Raw genomic sequence first — 19,227 nt, forward strand, 5'->3', positions numbered from 1 at the left:
ATCCCATGCGGAATCAGTCGACCAAAGAGCAGTTCATCCAGCTGGCGTGGAACGCCGTCAGCACCGCGGAGCGCCTGGCCGAGGACGCCCAGAAGTGGGCCCGCGGCGACGAGCGGCACAAGGCCGAGCCGATCGCCGCGACCGGCGCCCTGTTCGCAGACATCGCCCGCAGTTATGCCGCCATCGCGGCCGTGCTCCCCGAGCCGCTCCCCGAACTCCCCACCGACGGAACGGAGTACTGACCCATGGCCGAAGGCATCAAGTTCTCCGACTTCACCACCGGCGAGAAGATCCACATGGCCAGCCTGGTCCTCCGCATGGGGAAGCGCGGAATGGCCGGCCCGACCGTCGACATCTCCGACCTGAAGAAGAAGGCCGAGCGCATCGAGAAGCGCGCGGAGCGCCGCAAGAACAAGCAGTAGGTACGCCACGGGGCGCCCGTACCCGGCACAGGTACATCCGGGCGCCCCGTGTTCCGTCCGCTCAGCAGAACGACCGGAGGACACAGCATGACGGATCTTCACGTACCCGCCAACGTCGAGGAGTCAGGTGCACCCGTACCCGTCGTACTCGACAAGGAGGAGAAGCCGAGTACGCCCGCACCCGAGCCCACCGTCGAGGTACGGCCGCGTCGCCGAGTCCGTATCGACGCGCTGCGTCGCGTCGTCGTTGAGACCCGCCAGAACCCCGTGTACCGGATCGCCGTCCGCCACGGCGCCTATACCTGGGGTGGCTTCCGCATTCTGACCCGCCGTACCTGGGAGGCCCGCACCACCGCCGTGCACCACCGGTTCATGCGCATCGCCGAGGCCGCGGGCAACGAGGAGATGGTGCAGAAGTGGGAGCAGCGCGCATACGCGTACAGGTTCGCCAGGCACAAGCGGCGGATGGACCTGCTACAGCTGGCCCTCAACCTGCCGAAGGCTCTGTTCACGACGGTCGTGTCCGGCGCCGGGGTGCTGCTCGTGCTGGGCATCCTCATCGCCTGGCACAACCAGAACGTCTCCGACGTGCTCGGTCCGCTCGACGCTGTGATTCAGCTGGTGGCGTGGCTGGGGTTCCTGGTCTCCGTGATCTGGGACCCGTTCCTCTACTCGATGCCGTTCCTCGCCATGGCCGGAGCCTGGGCGGTCGGCAAGAACCAGAGGACCGCGCCCATGTGGGCCCTACCCGCCGAGGGCGACGAGCGGGACGTCGTGCCTGATGAGAACGCAATCATGCGGGCGCTCGGCAAGCTGGGCATCGCCCCGCTGAACGCCTCCATCAAGGAGGGCTGGCGGCCCCGTTGGGTGCAGCCGTCGACCCGGTCGGGGAACGGGTGGCACGCGCAGTTGCAGCTGCCTGAAGGCGTTCCCGTCGAGATGATCGCCGACAAGAAGCAGATCCTCGCGCACAACTTGATGCGCCTGCCGATCGAGGTGTGGCCGACCGAGCCGCGCGACCAGGCCGGCGTGCTCGACCTGTGGGTTGCCGACCCCGGTGTCCTCACCAAGCCGGTACCGGCCTGGCCGCTCCTGACGGAGGGCACGACCGACTTCTTCAAGGGCGTCCCTGCGGCACTCAACGCCCGCGGTGAGCAGGTCATCGGCAAGTTGATGGCCGCGAACTACTTGATCGCCGGGATCATGGGTTCGGGTAAGTCGTCGCTGGTCGTCGCCCTGCTGCTCGGCGCGATGCTCGACCCGCTGGTCGAGATCGACGTGCACGTCCTGGCGTACAACAACGACTACGACGCGATGCGGCCCCGGCTGCGGAGCCTGGTCAAGGGCGATGACGATGAGCACGTCGTTGCGGCCATGGACACGCTGCGCGCCCTGGCCGGGGAGGTGTCCCGACGGGGGCAGGAGCTGGAACGCCTCGGCACGGACACCAAGGTCACTCGCGAGATGGCGGAACGCGACCCGTCGATGCGGCCGCGGATCGTCGTGTTTGACGAGGTCCACGAGCTGTTCACGCACCGGGAGTACGGCAAGGAGGCCAAGGAACTGGCGTTGAAGGTCACCAAGAAGGCCAGGAAGACGGCCATCATGCTGATGTGGATCACCCCGGACGCTGATGCGGCGAGCCTGCCGCGCGGGATCGCCAAGACCGTGTCCCACAAAGTCGCGTTCGCGATCAACGACCACCAGGGCAACGACGCGATCCTCGGCACCGGCATGCACAAGAACGGGTACTCGGCGACCACCCTCGTCGCAGGTGAAGACCTCGGCACCGCCATGGCCGCGGGCTTCGGGAAGACTCCCGGGCTGATCCGCTCCTACTTCGTGCGGAAGGAAGCGGGCATCGACGAGGTCACCCCGGTCGTCGAGCGCGCCATGAAGGCATACAAGAACGACGAGGGCGTGTGGGAGGTGCCCACCTTCGACGTAGCCGACCCGCTCACCGACATCGCGGCCGTCCTCGGACACCAGACGAAGATGCTCACCCTGGACGTGCTGCACGGCCTCAAGGACCGCAACCCCGTCGAGTACGGCAACTGGTCGCCGCAGGACCTCAAGCGCGTTCTCGACGACGCCGGACACGGCACCTACAAGACCAACGGCGGCAAGATGCACGTCGCCCTCGACCGCATCCTCGACGCCATCGCAGCCCGCGACGACGACATCGACGACGAGGGAGGCGACGAAGACTGAGGGAGTTCTCCCTACCCGCCTCCCTACCCGCCTCCCTGTACATGACCTGCGGAAATGGCCAGTCAGGGAGGCAAGGGAGGCGGGGCCGAAGGATTGCTTAGACCCCTGGAAACGGGGTGTTGGCCTCCCCTTGGCAGCCTCCCTCCCCGCACGACAAAGCCCCCGCCTCGACTCTTGAGGACGGGGGCCTTTTTGCGTTCAGGGTCAGCTGTCGAGCGCCTCGGCACCGTGCGCCGCGGCAATGCCGTCGATACGGCGTGCGAGGTCGAAGTCCGCCTCGGTCAGCTTGTGGCCGGCGTCGTGCGTGGTGATCCCGAACCGGACCTTCCCCCACCGCAGATCGATGTCCGCATGGTGACTGATGAGCCGCTCGACGTCCGCGACGTGCACGATCATCGCTACGCCCCCGTGATACCGGATCCCGTAGCTGCGAGTGATCTCGTCACCGTCCCGCCGCCAGCCCGGCACGCCCTCCAGCGCGATCACGATCTCGTCCTCGGTCAGCGGCACCGGTACGTCAGCCACGCGTCAGCTCCCCTCGGTCACGGGTGCCAGAACCCCCTCAAGGTCCCGGCCGACCGGGGCATCCTGCCACGGCCGCATCGCCCGCTGAAGAGTCACCAACTCCCGCCGCATACGCGCCGAACGGGTCTCTACCGCGATGTCGGCCACCGTGCGGGCAATCTCCAAGGCCTGGTCCGGTTCGCCCGCCCACGCCGCCGCTGTGGCGTGCCTGGCCATGTAGACGCCGCGGTCCCGCCGTGCGGTCTCGGGGACGATGTCGAGGACCTGATCCCACAGCGACACCGCCTCGGCGCCGAGCCCGAGCCGCCCGTAGCAGGTGGCCCGCTGCACTTCGAGGTAACCGGGCGTCCGCCGGCAGGCGTTGCCCCACGGAAGGTCATCGTCGACCCGCGCGAGCAGTCCGTCCGCCTGGTCGATGAGTAGGTCGACCGCGTCACGGTCACCGGTGAGACTCGCACCGTGGGCCTGCTGCTGCATGGCCATGATCCGCACCTTCGGCACCAGGCGCCCGGCATCGTCGAGGGCGGCCTCGCACAGGTCGATGACCGCGTGCCCGTCGCCCAAGTCGGTGCGCACCTGCGCCTGGTTGACAAGCGAGTAGCCGATCAGGTGCGGGTCCCGGGAACGCATCGCGATCTCCTGAGTGACGCCCCGCCAGAAGTGCGCGCCGTCCATGTCGCCTGCGTCCTGGTAAAGCCAGCCGACGAGGGCCGCGTAGGCGGCACCGACCCGGAGCAGGCCGCGGCGGGTCTCGCCCTTCGCCGAGCGGATCAGCTTATCGATCAGCTGGTACTGCGCCGACACGGTGCCGATCAGGTCGTGCGGGCCGAGGAACATGTCGGCCCGGTAGTGGCCTTCCAGCTGCTGTTGGAAGTAGTCGATCAGGGCGGGGTCGACGTGCTGCGGGGCGACCGGTCCGGCGACGAGCGCGGCGGCAGTGACGGACACGAAAGCTCGGCGCTTCACATCAGCCTCTTCGTGGTGCTCGGGCCGGATCCACCCGGGCGGAATGGTGAATCCGAGATCTTCGGGCCATCGGTCGAGCGCGTCGTGCAGAACAATCGCGGTCTCTTCCGCCGGCCAGCCGGGGCGGTCGCCCTCCCATCGCCGCCAGGTGCGAGCGGACACGGTGAACTGGCGGTCATCGAGGAGGTGTTGCCCGTGCTCGGTCAGCTTGGCTGCGGCCTGCTCGACGGTTCGCCAGCCAGCCCGGAGCCGTGCGGCCCTCAAGGCGTCGTTGCGGCCCATGCGCCCAGTCTGAGGTGTCATCGCGCCCGTTCCCGGCCATGGCCGCAACGTGGCCACGGATGGCCACAGCACGGCCTAGTTGCGTCTCAGCGTGCCCAACCATCATCGCGGTGTGAATACGGGACGTGCACGGAACGCGACAGAAGACGGTGCGGCAGAGGTCGAGAAACTCCCGCCGGACGTAGAGACCATGCGCGCCACCGGGCACCGGGCACTCGCCCTTGCCGCCCCGTCCACCGCGATGGACGTCACGCTGCTCATCTCGCAGCTGCGCGGGCACGTCGAGCTGATGGTGACCGAGGTCGAACCCCTCGCCGCCGAACATGCCGCCAGCCTGCCGGGCGCGCTCGCCGCGGCCTGCCTGGGCGAGGCTCGCCGCAAACTCGACGCCGGCGCAGAGATCCGCCCCCTCGCCTCCGCACGGCTCGCCTACGCCCGCCGCCTGGCCCGCGTCCTCGGCGCGCTGTGCGACCACCACCGCAACCTCGGCGGCACGGCATGACGGAACGCCCACACATCTGCCGCTACTGCGACGAGCCGATCGCCGACCCTGACGACGCCGTGCACCTCTGGCACGAGGAGGGCATGAGTGGACCGGGGCGGGACGTGTGGGCACACCGCGAGCACGCCGACCTCATCGAGCCGGACACCGCGCTGGTCCGGATTCTGGCCCGCGTTCTGATCGCGAAGGCCGCGCGGTCGGGCGACTGAGCCGGCGGCCGTCCCGCCTCCCCCGACGGGACGGCCGCCTCACGAACTCCCGCCCCTGTACCCCGTGAGCACGTCGGGGCGGGAAGGACGAAGCCCCGACCAGTTGGTGCATCCCGGTCGGGGCTTCGCTACGTCGAGGGGCGGGTGCAGGTACCGCTCGCCGGAAGTCGGTCCGGGTCATGGTGGTCCTTGCGCGGTGGTTGAAGCCGCGTTTCACACCCGCCCAGAGCGCCGGTGACCGGCGAGGTACCGGCGCCGTCTGGGGGCGCCGGCCGGGGACCCCGCCCTGGAGGGAAAGGGGATCCCCAGCCGGCACACGGCCGCGGCCAGGACACGCGGCCATACGGGCAGGTGCTGCCGCCGGTCCCGGAAAACGGGTAGCACTCCAGCGGCTCGGGGTCATCACTCCCCGACACACAAACCCGCAGGTCGGAGGCTTAGAAGACAGGTGCCGAGAGGCCGGTCCCGCCCAGCTCGACGACACTCGCGGGGTATCGGGCCGCCGTGAACGCGAGGTAGCCGTACACCTGGAGGCGGACCGTGAGCGTGCCCGAACCGACTTCCGGCATGACCCGGGAGCGGATGCCCGACTCGTACAGGATCAGATCCGACGCCCGGAGCACGTGGATCACGTCCTCGTTCGTGCCCGCGCCGAGCGTGGTCGGCAGACTCGGATCCGTGACTACGGGAAGCCCGTGCATCTGGCCCACCACCTGCTCGGCAGCCACGGCCCCCAGCGTGGCAACCGCGTTCTGCGGGTTACCGGCCTGCGGCACCACCAGGGGGCGGCCGGCCGAGTCGGATGCTGCGAGGAACCACGCCCAGCGCCGCGGGTGCATCACGATCACCGTGGGGGCCATGAAACGCAGCGTGTGCACGCGCTGGACCGCGTCGGCGAGCTTCGAGTAGATCCCGGCCACGGTCGGCGAACCCGTCGTGTAGGCGATCGTCGTGATCCCGGACGTGCCGCGGACACCGGTCACCTGGCCCGAGGAACCCGAACCGGAGATGACCTGCAGATCCAGCTTCGTCGCATAGTCGGCGACCAGGTCACGGAAGATGACCTCGTCGAACGACACCGGGGACTGGTCGAGCAACTGCACGGCCACGTCCTGCTGGCCAGCGATCGTGCGCACCGGGGCGTTGATGAACGTGTCGGTCGCGTCGGTCTCCTGGACCGCCGCATTGTCCGCGGTCTGGACGGCGGTCGCCGAACCCGTCGCCACCTTCGGGATGTTGATGGAGTCGGTGCCGGCTGGCATCGGCTGGTTGTTGACGACGTTCGCATACGCCCGACCGGCACGGGCCAGCGTGAGGAAGTCGTTCATCAGCCACAGCGGCGGGACCGCGTACCCGCCGTTTCCGTCCGTGCGGTTGAGGTCGCGATACTCGGGGCCCTCGTTGACGTCCTGGGCGTGCCGGCGCAGACGGTCGATGGCGGAGCCGTCGTCATCCTGGCCCAGACGCACCCGCGCCAGGTCCTGAAAGTACGAGGCTCGCGCGCCTCGCCCGTAGGTGCGCGGCTCGTTCACGGAAAGACCGGAGCTGGCCCGACGGACCGCAGCGGCACCGTCCGTGGCGCTGTCGCTCCTGGTCTGCTCGTCCTCAAGCTCCTCGATGCGCTCGTCGATGCCGCTGATGCGGCCCGACAGTTGCTCGTACCTGATGGTCTCGGCTGCCGTGAGACTGGCGTCGCCGCGCGACTCGACAGCCGACACGAGCGCAGACCGCTGGTCGACGTACTCCCGGCGCCGTTCGCGCAGACGGGAAAGGCTGGATACAGCCATGGAAAACCCCTGGTGGGTGTGCGCATCGGCGTACCCAGTGCCAGGGCTTCGGCGGTGCTGGATTGACGTGGTGTCGTCCAGTGCCAGGACTCGCTCAGTACATCTGCGCGGCCAGTGCCAGGCCTGCCAGCAACCCCCAGTGCCAGGGGTATTGCTCAGATGGAGCTGCGATCAAGAGTACGACCCAACCCCCCTCGCCCACAACGCCCGAATTCGGGGCCGCCCAGAGACATCGCGCCGTAATTTGAGGCCATTCAATGATCTTGAGCCCCTGTGGATTCGGGCCCGGGGGGAGAGGGGATTCAGGTGGGGGCGGGGTCAAACCATGATCAAATCAAAAAACGGACATCTCGGTCACGCAGGCCTCTGACCTGCGATTTCACCGCTTTTCGAGGAGATCGCAGCCCGTTCGGTGCTCGACGCGCTGGTCGATGGTTCCTGCGGTGCCCAGGCGCAGCTCGGCAGGCCCTCCGCACCGTGGACAGGTGGGGTCGATGGCGTATTGGGCGACGAGGGCGAGGAGGGCGGCGAGTTGGCAGGACTGCGCCATGGGTGCCCCGACGCGTCGGGGCTCGCCGGCCTGCCTGGCTTCGGTCTTGCGGACGCGTCGCGGCCGGGCCCCGGTGGCACCGATCCATCGGGAACGCGCCATGAGTTCGGCGTTTCTACGCTGCTTTGCTGCTTGCTGCTGCTCGTGCCTTGCCAGCCGTCCACTGTCGGTGGTGGTGGTGGTGGTGTGGGTGGTAGTGGTGGTGGTCTGTTCGCTCATGCTGCTGTCTCCTCGTCGGGTAGTACGAGGTGGGCGCACTGCCCACCGTGTACGTCGTTGCACTGGGGTAGGCGTGGTGCTCGGCAGAGCCAGGCGCCGCACCCGCGCACGCAGGGCCTGCCCTTGCCTGCCTTGAGTGGGGCGTCGCACACGGCGCACCGCCGCTGTATGCGCCTCACGCCTGCGCCTCGTCACTCGTGTCCGTCTGCGCCGTACCTGCGTTGCCGTCTGCCCCATGCAGGTCGGTAGGTTCCTGCTGCCGGGAGGCTTGGTTGCGGAGCTTCTGTGCGTGCCTGGCTGCGAGCCCTCGTCGTCGTGCTGCTGCCAGTTCGGCGCGCTGTCTCAGCATGTTCTCCGTGCGCCGCTTGGCCGCCTGTATGCGGGCCCTGACCGCTTCCTCAACGTGGGACGTCACGGTTCCTCCGGGTGGGTGGCTGGGGTGGGTTGACGTACATCTACGGGGCGGGGATGGACGTGGCCTGAGGCCCGGTTGCCGGGTGGCGGGTGGTGGGTTGTGGTGGGTTATCTGAAACTCCCACACGCACACACATGGAAGGTTTTAAGCAGACCCACCACAACCCACCACTCTCTAGGCGTTGTTGCAGGTCAGGCAGCATCGTCTTCCTCCTCGCCTGCGAGCATGAGCCCGAGCCAGACGGCCCCGATGTTGCGTGACTTCTTTTCGAAGCCGCGGGCTTTCATGGAGGCTGCGAACGCGACCTCCGTTCCGACTTCGTCGGCCTTGATTCCGGCGTGGTGGCACCAGGTGGACCATGCGCTGTACAGCTCGCGTGAGCGCACGACGGCGTGCTGATTGGTGAGGGTCCGCTCGGCCAGGAAGCGGCCGAGTGTGTCGCTGTCGGCCTTGTACTGCTCGGTTCGGATCCGCACCGCGTCCGGCGGGTTGAGCCCCTGCTGCTGGTACTGCAACCATCCGTCGTAGGCCCAGGCGAGTACGGCCGGCGCCGCCTGCTTCAACCTCTCGGGCAGTTCGCCGTCCCGGTCCTCCTCCGGGATGACGACGTCGAACGGCACGACGAGGATGCGCCGCCACACGGCCGGATCGTCGCCGCTGACAGCTGGCAGATGGTTCGTCAGCATGACCAGCGTGTGCGACGGGTCGAAGGTGATCGGGTTCTTGTGCATGTAGTTGGCTTCGATCGGGTCGCCGCCGACGAGGCGCTTCATGGTGGCCTCGGCGAACTTGCGGCCCTTCTCCGTCTCGGAGCAGAAGGCCAGACGGGCGCCACGCAGCCGCATCTTGAACGAGCCGTGCCGCTCGTTCTTGGACTCCATCAACAGGGCTGGGTCGACCTCGATGCAGTAGTCCCCGAACGCGGCGATCATGGCGTCTCGGATGGTGCCTTTGCCGTTGGCGCCGGTGCCGGTAAAGATCGGCATGACATGCTCGGTCTGCTTGCCGAGCATGGCGTAGCCGAAGAGCCGCTGCACGAACGCGCGGACTTCCTCGTCGGGCAGGATGCGCTTGAGGAACGTCTCCCACTCCTCGTTCGGCGCATCGCCGATCTCGGCCCCTGCAACCTTCGTGATCAGGTCGTTGCGGTCGTTCTCCTTGATGGATCCCTCGTGCAGATCGACGGTCCCGACGGGGGTGTTGAAGAAGTACGGGTCGGCGTCCAGTGCGCGCGATGCTGTTGAGATGGGCTTCAGTGCGCTGGCCAGCTCAAGCATGCCCTTGACGCCTGAGGCACTCTCGGACTTCTTCACGTCGGAGTACAGGGCGTCGCGCTCGGGACCCTTGGCCAGGCCGAGGACTTCGGTGAGCGCCCGTTTCGTGGTGGCGATGGCCGCCTCGACGTCGATGCGCTCCTCGTCGAGCTTCCAGCGGGCGCCGTCCCAGTGGTGCCAGCCGATGCCGTGGACGAACCGCAGCGCGTTGGCGTGCTGTTCCAGGAAGCGCTCAGCCATGCCGAGGTGACCACCGTGGGAGTTCCGTGGCAGTGGCACGACGCGCAGCCGGGGAGTTGCGGCCGGCTGACTGTATGGCTCGGTCACGCAGCCACCCCCCGTCCGGCTGAGGCCACGGTGCGCATGGCCTCGCCCTCGTTCAATCCGACTTGGACAGCCGCCGAGATCAGCTCGGCCTCGACGTCCGCGGCGGCGAGATGCCCGTCTCCTACGTGCGCCCATGCCTTGCTGGCGGCCCAGTACAGCTTCGAGTTCCGCTCGCCCTGGGGGGCCGAGAGAACGACGTTGACGAGCCCTTCGAGCGCACGGCTCGACTGTCCCTCGCGGGGTTCGTACCGGTGCTGCTGACGTACGGGCGGAGCCGGGGGGAGCATCAGCTGCAGCAGTTCGTCAGGGGCGGGCTGAGGGTCGACGTACCCGACCTTGGGGTGAAACGCGTACTCACCGGCACGCCCCGTGCTGCCCGGTCCGACGACGTACCCACCGGTTCCGCGAATGTCGACGCCGGGCCCGAGGCGACCGGCCGAGTTCGGCACAGCGATTCCGTCGGGGACGGTCAGCCACAGGTGGAAGCCACCGGAGGGCGTGCAGATGGTGACAGTCTGCGGGATCTCGAAGCCGTGCTCGAAGGCGAGCCGGTTGACGGTGGCGACTCCGTCGACGCCGTTCTTCCGGTCTAGGTCGAGACCGACGAGGCGCCCGCGGCAGGCGATCAGGTAGCCGACTGCTTTCGGGGCGAGCAGGAACAGGCGACGTACATCAGCCGCGTTGGTGGTGGCGTCGTACACGCCGTGTCCGGGCTGGCCGCACTCGCCTTTGCAGCTGTGCCCCTTGTCGTGCGGGGAGGGGATGGCGGGCGTCTTGTTGATGGTGGTGGGCGCTACGGCGTAGCCCTGGGCTGCGGCCCGGAGGGCGTTGTCGAGCGCCTTGTCGTGGTTGCTCATGCCTGCACCTCTCGGTGTGCGGGCCAGCCGGGGCCGGGCGGGAATTCGGGCAGGCCTTTCAGGGCGCGCGGAGTGTGGGCCGGGCAGCGGAAGCCAGGCAGGTAGCGGCGGATTCCGTTCTCGTCTCGGCAGTACCGGGACTCGATTCCGACCCAGTGGCCGCACTGCGTCGACGAGGGCTGTGCGCTGTCGCTCATGCCGCCCCCTTGAATTCAAGGCGGTAGGTGACTCCGCATGGGGCGCGGCGTTCGCCGAGGCCGACGTGCCTGTGCCAGTCACGGCAGCTCGGACAGCGCGCGGCGAACTCCAGCCGGCCGGATGTCTGGACGGGTACGGGTCGGGCGACGGGCAGTGCGTTGTCCGAGGGCTGCGGTACGGTGGCAACAGACCTGCCGCCGCCCGCTGCTTGGTCTTCGCGATCCCCGGGAGTTAGGGCCTCTCGGGGATCGTTGCTGTTCCGGGTCATCTCAGGCCGCCTCGCCGCCGGTCTGCACGGTGTGGGCTTCGAGGAACCTCTCGATGCTGCTCCGCCGGTACTTGATGCGGCCCCCCTTGCCGGCGGACTGCTTGATGTAGTCGGGCCCCATGTCCATCCATCGCCATTTGGCGAGCGTCTGGGTGCTGAATCCGTACTCGGCGTGCACCTCTTTCGGTGTGAGCAGTTCGTCCGTGTTGCCCACCTGTGCGACTTTCCCTGCCATCACTTTCCTCTGCTAGGTATTCAACTTAACTACCAAAGTAGCTACAGTGATCCCATGACAGAGACGACAGTAGCACCCAGGAAGTCGGAGTGGACACCCCCGGCTAATACCCTGTGGGACATGAGCGATGAGCAGCGCAAGGCCAGGCCAGCGACCCAGTACGGCCCGACTGCGGGAACGGTCGCCGAGAACGTTCAGCGGCTCAGGAAGCGGCGGGAGCTGTCCATCTATCAGTTGTCGGCGCTGCTCCGGAAGGCTGGTCGTGCGATCACTCCCGCAGCTGTGGGCAAGATCGAGCGGCAGCAACGGCAGGTGACTGTCGACGACCTGATGGCACTCGCTACCGTCCTGGGCGCTTCGCCTCAGGCTCTGCTGCTGCCGCTGCGGGACGACCCGGCAGAGACCATCGAACTGACGGGCGCCGGAACAGTTCCTGCGGATGCGGCGTGGGTGTGGATGCCGCCGGCCGAACAGCCGCTTCGGATGCCTGCGGGCATCGACCCGAATACGGCGCTGCTTGAGTTCGTCCTGGCGAACTGGCCGCCGAACGCATACCGACGGATGCGGGATGTCCTCCTCGGCCGCCTGGACGCGCTGGCTTACGAGGATGCGGACGGAGCCCGCCGACGGGATTCCGCGCGCCGGCTGGCCGCCAGCCGCCAAGACCCGCCGATCGGTGAGTTCGTGATGCGCGACGAGGGCGAGGGGGACACTGATGGCCCGGGTATGGATTGAGGACCGCGCCACCCACGCCGACTACCAGGAGGCGTTGGAGAAGTGGCAGGCCGCCAAGCGAGAGGGCAGCAAGCGGCAGCCCCCGGGGCGGTGGCGAGTCCGCTGGTACGGCCCGGACGGTAAGGGCAAGGCGAAGACGTTCCAGAAGCTGCCGCAGGCCGAGGCGGAAGTGCACGCCATCACGGCTCGGCTCGACAAGGGCTCGTACCGTGACCCGAAGTCGGGGAAGGCTGCCGTCAAGGTCGTTGCCGAAGAGTGGTTCTCGTCGAAGCGGAAGATCGGCCGGACGACGCGCCACGACTATCGGGAGCTGCTCGACAACTACGTGATCCCGAAGTGGGGTGACTGGCAGGTCGCGGCCATCCAGTGGGAAGACGTCTCCGCCTGGCTGACCGAGCTGTGCACCCAGCCGGGGAAGTCCGGTCGAATACTCGGGCCGCAGCGCGTCATCAAGACCTACCGGGTGTTCTCGATGGTCATGAAGCACGCCGTGTTCTCGAAGCGGATTTCCACCAGCCCGTGCCACGACCACGACCTGCCGCGGCCGGACGACGAGGACGAGCACGTCTACCTCACTTACGACCAGCTGGAGCGCCTGGCGCTCGCGGCCGGCGAGTACCGGCTCCTGGTCCTCACCCTGGGGTACTGCGGCATCCGTTGGGCCGAGGCGTCCGCCATCAAGGTCGGCCGCCTGCTGGTCCCGAAGCGCCGGATACGGATCGTGCAGAACTACACCGACGTCAAGGGCGAGTTGGCGCTCGGGCCGGTGAAGAACCACGAGAAGCGGTCGGTGCCGCTCCCCCGGTCGTTCGCCGACGAACTCGGCACACTGGCCCGGCCTCGGCGTGCGGATGACCTACTGTTCACGGCCCCGGAGGGCGGGCCGCTGCGGTACGCCAACTTCCGGGCCCGGATCTTTGATCCCGCCGTTAAGGCGGCCGGCCTGGAAGGCATGGGGGTAACGCCCCACAAGCTGCGGCACACCGCGGCCTCGCTCGCCATCGCGGCCGGCGCCGACGTCAAGGTCGTGCAGACCATGCTCGGGCACAAGGATGCGGCGATGACGTTGAACGTCTACGGCCACCTGTTCCCGGATCGCCTCGACGAGGTGGCGGACGCGCTCGACGCGGGCCGAAAGGCCGCACTGGCGTTGGCGGATGCGTCGCTCGCTCTGGCGTAGCGATCAAAGCAGCATGTACAAAATGTGTATGGGCCCCGGTCTGGATCTTGACCGGGGCCCATCGCGTTTCTGCCTTTGACCTGCAACTTTCCCTCTGAGCCCCCTGTCGGATTCGAACCGACGACCTACGCATTACAAGTGCGTTGCTCTGGCCAACTGAGCTAAGGAGGCCTGCGTGTGCGCGGCGGCGCGCGCGATCACGTGCCCGTGCAGTGTACCCAGGTCCCCGGCGCCCCCTGTCGAAAATTTCCTCGAAGTTCACATGGGCTCAGGTACTGACAGACCAGGCAAACGCCAGGTACCGTCCTGACCCAGTTCACTCGCGTGGACTACACCACCACCTTCCTACAACGGATCGTCCGGCACGTTCCTGCCGGTAGAAGGGGGCCCTTCATCATGGCCACTGTTTCGTTCGACAAGGCGACCCGGATCTACCCGGGCACCGAGAAGCCCGCCGTAGACGGTCTGGAGATCGAGGTCGGGGACGGCGAGTTCCTCGTCCTCGTCGGTCCCTCCGGCTGTGGCAAGTCCACCTCGCTCCGGATGCTCGCGGGGCTCGAGGACGTCAACGCCGGCGCCATCCGCATCGGTGACCGCGACGTCACGCACCTGCCGCCGAAGGACCGGGACATCGCCATGGTGTTCCAGAACTACGCGCTGTACCCGCACATGACGGTCGCCGACAACATGGGCTTCGCGCTCAAGATCGCCGGCGTCAACAAGGCCGAGATCCGCCAGAAGGTGGAGGACGCGGCGAAGATCCTCGACCTGACCGACTACCTGGGCCGTAAGCCGAAGGCGCTCTCCGGCGGTCAGCGCCAGCGTGTCGCGATGGGCCGCGCCATCGTGCGTGAGCCGCAGGTCTTCCTCATGGACGAGCCGCTGTCGAACCTCGACGCCAAGCTTCGCGTCTCGACCCGTACGCAGATCGCCTCGCTCCAGCGCCGCCTCGGCATCACCACCGTCTACGTCACCCACGACCAGGTCGAGGCCATGACGATGGGCGACCGGGTGGCCGTACTGAAGGACGGTCTGCTCCAGCAGGTCGACTCGCCCCGCAACATGTACGACCGCCCCAAGAACCTCTTCGTCGCCGGCTTCATCGGCTCCCCCGCCATGAACCTGATCGAGGTCCCGATCACCGACGGCGGCGTGAAGTTCGGCAACTCGGTCGTCCCGGTCAACCGCGAGGCCCTCAAGGCCGCCTCCGACAAGGGCGACCGCACGGTCACCGTCGGCGTCCGCCCCGAGCACTTCGACATCGAGGAGCACAACGGCGAGGCCGCGAAGTCCCTCACGAAGGACTCCGAGGACGCCCCGGCCGGTCTCGCCGTCTCCGTGAACGTCGTCGAGGAACTGGGCGCCGACGGGTACGTCTACGGCAGCGCCAAGGTCGACGACGTCCTCAAGGACCTGGTCGTCCGCGTCAGCGGCCGCTCGGTGCCGGAGAAGGGTTCCACGCTCCACGTGGTCCCGCGTCCGGGCGAGATCCACGTCTTCTCGACCTCCACGGGCGAGCGCCTCACCGACTGATCAGAACTCACCGACTGATCAGAACTCACCGACTGGTCAGATCCCACTGACGGATCAGGTCTCACCGGCTGATCAAGTCTCATCCGCCGATCAGATCTCACCGACTGATCAAACGTTCGAGGAAAGGGCCCCGCGGTTCGCCGCGGGGCCCTTTCCGTTGCGCATCGCCCCCGGACCACGCCCGGCCCTGTCGACAAATACCCCGGCAGACCCGTCATTTCGAGCAGTGTTCGTCAACGCCCTACCCAATTCGAGGCACCGATCCATCCCCCGAATTGGTGACTAAATGTCGCCAAATCATTACCGGACGCTACCCTCACACGCGTGAAGCACTCCAATAACCAACAGCCGCGACGCGGCCGGGGCCCCGCCCGCCGGGTCGGCCGCACGCTCGCCCTCGTCCTGCCCGTCGTCATGGTGCTCTCCGGAACCCTCGCGGTCACCCGGGTCAACTGGTCGGGGAGCCCCTCCAGCTCGATGCTCACCGCGACGGACGTCACGGCGGCCGGAGCCTCCTCACGGGCCGCCGCACGCGCCCCGCAGGACATCCTGCGCGACCAGCTCATGACCGAGCTCCAGGACAAGAACCCCGGCGTCGTCCTGACGCACCTCCAGGAGGCGGTGAACGGCCACCCGTCGCTCGCCACCCACTGCACCTCCATCGCCCGCGCACTGGGCCGCGCCGCGGTCCGTATCTACGGCGCCGCCCGCGCCCAGTCCTACGCCCGCCCCGTGTGCGACACCGCGTTCGCCTCCGGGGTCATGGCCGCGCACAGCTGACCGGAGCCGGTGCCCGCAGGAGCAGGTCGGAGTAGGAGGTCGGTAACGGCTGATTAAGGAACGGTTGCAGCCGAAAGACACGGTGGGGCCGCCACGTACAGTTCGGGTCATGAGCGATCCGAACGCCACGTCGCGCCCCACCCAAGCCGTGATCCTGGCCGGTGGCCAGGGATCCCGGCTGCGCCCGTACACCGACGACCGGCCCAAGCCGATGGTCGAGATCCCCGGCACGGGGACGCCGATCATCGGCCATCAGCTCGTCTGGCTCGCCGAGGAAGGCGTGACCGACGTCGTCGTCAGCTGCGGGCATCTCGCCGAGGTGCTGCAGGACTGGCTGAAAACAGCCGATCTGCCCGTCGATGTGACCACGGTCGTCGAGACGGAGCCGCTGGGCCGCGGCGGCGGCCTCAAGTACGCCGCCGCGCACCTGCCCCGGCCGGACAGCGCCTGGTACGCCACCAACGGGGACATCTGGACCCGGTTCTCGCTGCGCGACATGGCCGACTTCCACACCGAGCGCGATGCCGTCGCCACGATCGCGCTGGCTCGGCCGCGGATTCCCTGGGGGGCCGTGCAGACGGACGGCTTCGGGCGGGTCACGGACTTCATCGAGTCGCCGCCGACGCAGTACGCGATCAATGCGGGGGTGTACGTCTTCTCGCCCGAGTTCGCCGGGTTGTTGCCGGAGCGGGGGGATCACGAGCGGACGACGTTCCCTCACCTTGCTCGTGAGCGGCGGTTGGCCGGGTTCCCGATTCCTCAAGGGGCTTACTGGCGGGCCATCGATACCGCGAAGGATCTGCGGGAAGCCGCCAAGGAGCTTGCTGCGCTGGGGCGTTGACGGTCAGTCAGGTTGTGTTGCGGGTGCCGGTCCGCTGTGGCTGGTCGCGCCCCGCGGCGGAGCCGCTAATGTCACAGCCCCGCGCCCCTAGAGACAAAAGGCAAAACCGTGGGCCCGCACTCGACAAGTGCGGGCCCACTTCCTGCTCCTCGGAGGTCAGCCGGTGGGCGACCGCGTCAACAAGCCCCCCACCGGCCCAGCTACCCCAACAGGCCGCCCACCAGGCCCGGCTGGCCGGAGGAGGATGAACCCCCGGTGCTGGAGCCGCCGTTGGAGCCGGTGCCGCCGCTGGTGCCGCCGCTGGACGTGGGTCCGGAGGTGGTGCTCGGGGCCTGCCCGGCCGGGGAGGACTGCTGGGGCTGGGTGCGGCCCGCGGTGCCCTGGGTCTGGCTGGGGGCGCCGCTGGTGGCCGTACCGGAGGAGGAGCGGGTCGCGCCCGGGGTCGTCGCGGCGCCCGACGGCTTGGCCGAAGTCGCGTGCTGGGACGGGGACTTGGACGCCTTCGGGCTGCTGCTGCGACCCTTGGTCGGTTCGCCGGGGAGCGGGGTGCCCGGCAGTTCGTTGCGCGGGGCCTCGCCGGGGCCGGGGACGACCACGCGGCTGGAGTCGCGGACCGCGCCGCCGAGCAGCGAGCCGACCAGCAGGGTGAGGCCGATGGAGACGGCCGTGATGAGGGCGCCGCGGCGCAGGACGTAGCGGCGCAACTCCCAGATGTCCACGCGGGGTCCGAGGCGGCGCCAGGCGCTGCCCGCGAGGCGGCCGTCGATGGAGTACACGGGGGCGCCCGCGATGATCAGCGGGGACCAGGCGGCGAGATAGATGATGTCGGGCGCGTCGTAGGCCGGGACGGTCTTCCAGCTGACCGTGACGATCAGGGCCGCCGAGAGCAGCGCGCCGAAGATCGCGGCGACCCGCTGCCACAGGCCGAGGATCGTGAGGACGCCCACGATGACCTGGGCGAAGGCGATGACGAGTCCGGAGCCGACCGGGTGCTGGAGCGCGAACTGCCGTAGTGGCTCGGCGACTTCCCACGGGTGCAGGGTGTTGAGCCACTTGACCATGGAGCCGCGCTTGCCGCCGTCGAAGTAGACGGGGTCGCACAGCTTGCCCATGCCGGCGTAGATGGAGATGAAGCCGAGGAAGATGCGGAGCGGGAGGAGGACGACCCCGAGGTTCATCCGGCGGCCCGGGTAATAGGCGTGCCGTACGGGCTCGTTGGGGTTGCGTCTGGTGCGGCGCTCGCTTTCCGTGCCCTCGAAGTCCTCGAACTCCCCGTCCCCGTAGGCGGGTTCGTCGTAGACGCTGCCCACCGTCCGCATGGGCGGCAGGAGTCGGGTCTCGCCGGTGTCGTGATCGCCGCCGCGCTGGGCGCCGACGAGCGGGGTCTCGATGGTCTGCGCGGTCAGGTCGCCGTCGTAACCGCCGCCGTCGATACGGGGGATGACCTGCGTGGCTCCGGCGTCGCCGACCGGTTCGTCGCCGTGGCGGACGCCCGTGCCGCGCACGGCCTGGAGCAGCCGGTGGGCGCCGGTGTCGTCCGGTGCGGACTTGCCGCTCCAGACGACGGGCCGGCGACGCGCGCCGCCGGCGGGGATCCGGCCGGGGGCCTCGGTGGCGCTCAGGTGCCGTGCGATCCGCGGCGACGGGGGACGCGACGAGGCGCCCAACTGCACGCGGAAGCTCGCATGATTGACGATGATCTGCGCCGGATCGCTCGGCACCTTCACCATGCTCAGCGCGGGAGCGTCGTCGAAGCCCGACGGGCCGTCCCCCGTGGGTGTGCGGGGTGTTCTGGTGTCCACACTCATCTAACCGAGTGACGTGTGTTTAGGACACTGCTTTGACTCGCCGGAAGTGTCCGGACCGCGTCAAGCGGGTGCCCGGCGCCCAGATTGCCCCGAGTGGGGGACGGTGCCGAACGCCCGTTCAGGAGCGCTTGCGTGCCGCCTCGTAGAGCACAATGCCCGCCGCCACACCGGCGTTGAGGGATTCCCCGCCGCCGGGCATCGGGATGCGGACCCTGAAGTCGCAGGTCTCGCCCACGAGTCGGGACAGGCCCTTGCCCTCGCTGCCGACCACGATGACCACCGGGCCTTCCAGCGCGGCGAGTTCACCGACCTCGGTGTCACCGTCGGCCGCGAGACCGACGATCGCGAGGCCCGCCTTCTTGTACGCCTCCAGGGCGCGCGTCAGGTTGGTGGCGCGGGCGACGGGCGTACGGGCGGCGGCGCCGGCGGACGTCTTCCAGGCACCGGCCGTCATGCCGGCCGCGCGCCGCTCGGGCACGAGGACGCCGTGCCCGCCGAAGGCGGAGGCCGAGCGGACGATCGCGCCGAGGTTGCGCGGGTCGGTGACCCCGTCGAGGGCGACGATCAGCGGGTCCTCGCCCTTGTCGTAGGCCGCGTTGGCGAGGTCCTCGGCGTGCGCGTACTCGTAGGCCGGGACCTGGAGGACCATGCCCTGGTGGTTGAGGCCGTTCGTCATGCGGTCCAGCTCGGGGCGGGGGGCCTCCATGAGGTGGATGCCGCCGCGCTCGGCGACGAGCTGGAGCGCCTCGCGCACCCGCTCGTCGTTGTCGATGAACTGCTGGACGTAGAGCGTGACCGCCGGGACGCCCTCGCGCAGCGCCTCCACGACCGGGTTGCGTCCGACGACCATCTCGGACGTGCCCTTGCCGCCACGGCCGCGCGGCGCGGGACGGCGCTGGACCTGCTTGGCCTTGGCGTTGGCGACGCGGTTCTTCTTGTGGCCCTTGCGCGCCTCGGCGGGCGGGGTGGGGCCCTTGCCTTCGAGACCCCTGCGCCGCTGGCCGCCACTGCCGACCTGCGCGCCCTTCTTGCCGGACATGCGGCGGTTGTTGGCTGCCATGACCTACCTGTCTGTGTGACCCGTCTGGGGGTGTGGTGCGTAC

At 68.6% G+C, this 19,227-nt stretch carries 20 protein-coding genes and 1 tRNA gene; 10 read left to right on the plus strand and 11 right to left on the minus strand.

What is annotated here, in order from left to right; all coding sequences use genetic code 11:
- Window positions 1-5 precede the first annotated feature (5 nt).
- From OG588_RS22670 to OG588_RS22680, 3 genes are all read left to right on the plus strand, one after another.
- Window positions 6-242 (plus strand): hypothetical protein, encoded by a 237-nt coding sequence (locus OG588_RS22670; protein WP_405948908.1) that lies wholly within the window; start codon window positions 6-8, stop codon window positions 240-242.
- 3 nt (window positions 243-245) lie between these two features.
- On the plus strand, window positions 246-422 hold the full coding sequence (locus tag OG588_RS22675; protein ID WP_405948909.1) for a DUF6257 family protein: 177 nt from the start codon (window positions 246-248) through the stop codon (window positions 420-422).
- An 87-nt stretch (window positions 423-509) separates the two neighbouring features.
- Window positions 510-2,633, plus strand: a complete 2,124-nt coding sequence (locus OG588_RS22680) for a cell division protein FtsK (protein WP_405948910.1) — start codon at window positions 510-512, stop codon at window positions 2,631-2,633.
- 204 nt (window positions 2,634-2,837) lie between these two features.
- On the opposite strand, the gene OG588_RS22685 is transcribed toward OG588_RS22680, so the two are convergent.
- Both OG588_RS22685 and OG588_RS22690 read right to left on the minus strand, forming a co-directional pair.
- On the minus strand, window positions 2,838-3,158 hold the full coding sequence (locus OG588_RS22685) for a 4a-hydroxytetrahydrobiopterin dehydratase (RefSeq protein WP_405948911.1): 321 nt from the start codon (window positions 3,156-3,158) through the stop codon (window positions 2,838-2,840).
- A gap of 3 nt (window positions 3,159-3,161) precedes the next feature.
- The gene (locus tag OG588_RS22690) at window positions 3,162-4,406 is read right to left on the minus strand and encodes a Twin-arginine translocation pathway signal (RefSeq protein ID WP_405948912.1); all 1,245 of its coding nucleotides are present in this window, start codon (window positions 4,404-4,406) and stop codon (window positions 3,162-3,164) included.
- Between the two features lie 112 nt (window positions 4,407-4,518).
- On the opposite strand from OG588_RS22690, the gene OG588_RS22695 reads away from it, so the two are divergent.
- Together OG588_RS22695 and OG588_RS22700 are read left to right on the plus strand one after the other, a co-directional pair.
- Window positions 4,519-4,908, plus strand: coding sequence for a DUF6415 family natural product biosynthesis protein (locus OG588_RS22695; RefSeq protein ID WP_405948913.1), 390 nt, complete (start codon window positions 4,519-4,521; stop codon window positions 4,906-4,908).
- Entirely contained in the window at window positions 4,905-5,117 is a 213-nt protein-coding gene (locus tag OG588_RS22700; RefSeq protein WP_405948914.1) for a hypothetical protein, read from the plus strand. The genes OG588_RS22695 and OG588_RS22700 overlap by 4 nt, the downstream gene beginning before the upstream one ends.
- 437 nt (window positions 5,118-5,554) lie before the next feature.
- On the opposite strand, the gene OG588_RS22705 is transcribed toward OG588_RS22700, so the two are convergent.
- The 6 genes from OG588_RS22705 to OG588_RS22730 form a co-directional block, all read right to left on the minus strand.
- Window positions 5,555-6,904 carry a phage major capsid protein gene (locus OG588_RS22705; protein WP_405948915.1) on the minus strand — a complete coding sequence of 450 codons (1,350 nt, stop codon included), beginning with the start codon at window positions 6,902-6,904 and terminating at the stop codon, window positions 5,555-5,557.
- A 379-nt stretch (window positions 6,905-7,283) separates the two neighbouring features.
- Window positions 7,284-7,673, minus strand: a complete 390-nt coding sequence (locus OG588_RS22710; protein WP_405948916.1) for a hypothetical protein — start codon at window positions 7,671-7,673, stop codon at window positions 7,284-7,286.
- A 606-nt stretch (window positions 7,674-8,279) separates the two neighbouring features.
- Window positions 8,280-9,602 (minus strand): phage/plasmid primase, P4 family, encoded by a 1,323-nt coding sequence (locus tag OG588_RS22715; RefSeq protein WP_405948917.1) that lies wholly within the window; start codon window positions 9,600-9,602, stop codon window positions 8,280-8,282.
- An 83-nt stretch (window positions 9,603-9,685) separates the two neighbouring features.
- The gene (locus OG588_RS22720; RefSeq protein ID WP_405948918.1) at window positions 9,686-10,546 is read right to left on the minus strand and encodes a bifunctional DNA primase/polymerase; all 861 of its coding nucleotides are present in this window, start codon (window positions 10,544-10,546) and stop codon (window positions 9,686-9,688) included.
- Window positions 10,543-10,743, minus strand: coding sequence for a hypothetical protein (locus OG588_RS22725; RefSeq protein ID WP_405948919.1), 201 nt, complete (start codon window positions 10,741-10,743; stop codon window positions 10,543-10,545). Before OG588_RS22725 ends, OG588_RS22720 begins: the two co-directional genes overlap by 4 nt.
- A 270-nt stretch (window positions 10,744-11,013) precedes the next feature.
- Window positions 11,014-11,247, minus strand: a complete 234-nt coding sequence (locus tag OG588_RS22730; RefSeq protein ID WP_405948920.1) for a helix-turn-helix transcriptional regulator — start codon at window positions 11,245-11,247, stop codon at window positions 11,014-11,016.
- A gap of 120 nt (window positions 11,248-11,367) precedes the next feature.
- Between OG588_RS22730 and OG588_RS22735 the strand changes: the two genes are divergently transcribed.
- Together OG588_RS22735 and OG588_RS22740 are read left to right on the plus strand one after the other, a co-directional pair.
- Window positions 11,368-11,982 carry a helix-turn-helix domain-containing protein gene (locus OG588_RS22735; protein WP_405948921.1) on the plus strand — a complete coding sequence of 205 codons (615 nt, stop codon included), beginning with the start codon at window positions 11,368-11,370 and terminating at the stop codon, window positions 11,980-11,982.
- The gene (locus OG588_RS22740) at window positions 11,963-13,162 is read left to right on the plus strand and encodes a tyrosine-type recombinase/integrase (protein ID WP_405948922.1); all 1,200 of its coding nucleotides are present in this window, start codon (window positions 11,963-11,965) and stop codon (window positions 13,160-13,162) included. The genes OG588_RS22735 and OG588_RS22740 overlap by 20 nt, the downstream gene beginning before the upstream one ends.
- Before the next feature lie 97 nt (window positions 13,163-13,259).
- Here OG588_RS22740 and OG588_RS22745 read toward each other — a convergent pair.
- Window positions 13,260-13,333, minus strand: a tRNA-Thr gene (locus OG588_RS22745).
- Window positions 13,334-13,558: 225 nt separating this feature from the next.
- On the opposite strand from OG588_RS22745, the gene OG588_RS22750 reads away from it, so the two are divergent.
- The 3 genes from OG588_RS22750 to OG588_RS22760 all read left to right on the plus strand — a co-directional run bounded on the left by OG588_RS22750 (window position 13,559) and on the right by OG588_RS22760 (window position 16,316).
- Entirely contained in the window at window positions 13,559-14,695 is a 1,137-nt protein-coding gene (locus tag OG588_RS22750; protein ID WP_366093243.1) for a sn-glycerol-3-phosphate ABC transporter ATP-binding protein UgpC, read from the plus strand.
- Window positions 14,696-15,019: 324 nt separating this feature from the next.
- Window positions 15,020-15,475, plus strand: a complete 456-nt coding sequence (locus OG588_RS22755; RefSeq protein WP_327403119.1) for a hypothetical protein — start codon at window positions 15,020-15,022, stop codon at window positions 15,473-15,475.
- 109 nt (window positions 15,476-15,584) lie between these two features.
- Complete coding sequence (locus OG588_RS22760; protein ID WP_405948923.1) at window positions 15,585-16,316, plus strand: NDP-sugar synthase; 732 nt, start codon at window positions 15,585-15,587, stop codon at window positions 16,314-16,316.
- A gap of 200 nt (window positions 16,317-16,516) precedes the next feature.
- On the opposite strand, the gene OG588_RS22765 is transcribed toward OG588_RS22760, so the two are convergent.
- Together OG588_RS22765 and rlmB are read right to left on the minus strand one after the other, a co-directional pair.
- Entirely contained in the window at window positions 16,517-18,124 is a 1,608-nt protein-coding gene (locus tag OG588_RS22765; RefSeq protein ID WP_405948924.1) for a DoxX family membrane protein, read from the minus strand.
- 118 nt (window positions 18,125-18,242) lie between these two features.
- Window positions 18,243-19,184: a 23S rRNA (guanosine(2251)-2'-O)-methyltransferase RlmB gene (rlmB, locus tag OG588_RS22770; protein ID WP_405948925.1), complete on the minus strand. Its 942-nt coding sequence runs from the start codon at window positions 19,182-19,184 to the stop codon at window positions 18,243-18,245.
- Window positions 19,185-19,227: the final 43 nt, after the last annotated feature.

This window comes from Streptomyces prunicolor (genome assembly GCF_045162825.1).
Lineage (GTDB): Bacteria > Actinomycetota > Actinomycetes > Streptomycetales > Streptomycetaceae > Streptomyces > Streptomyces prunicolor.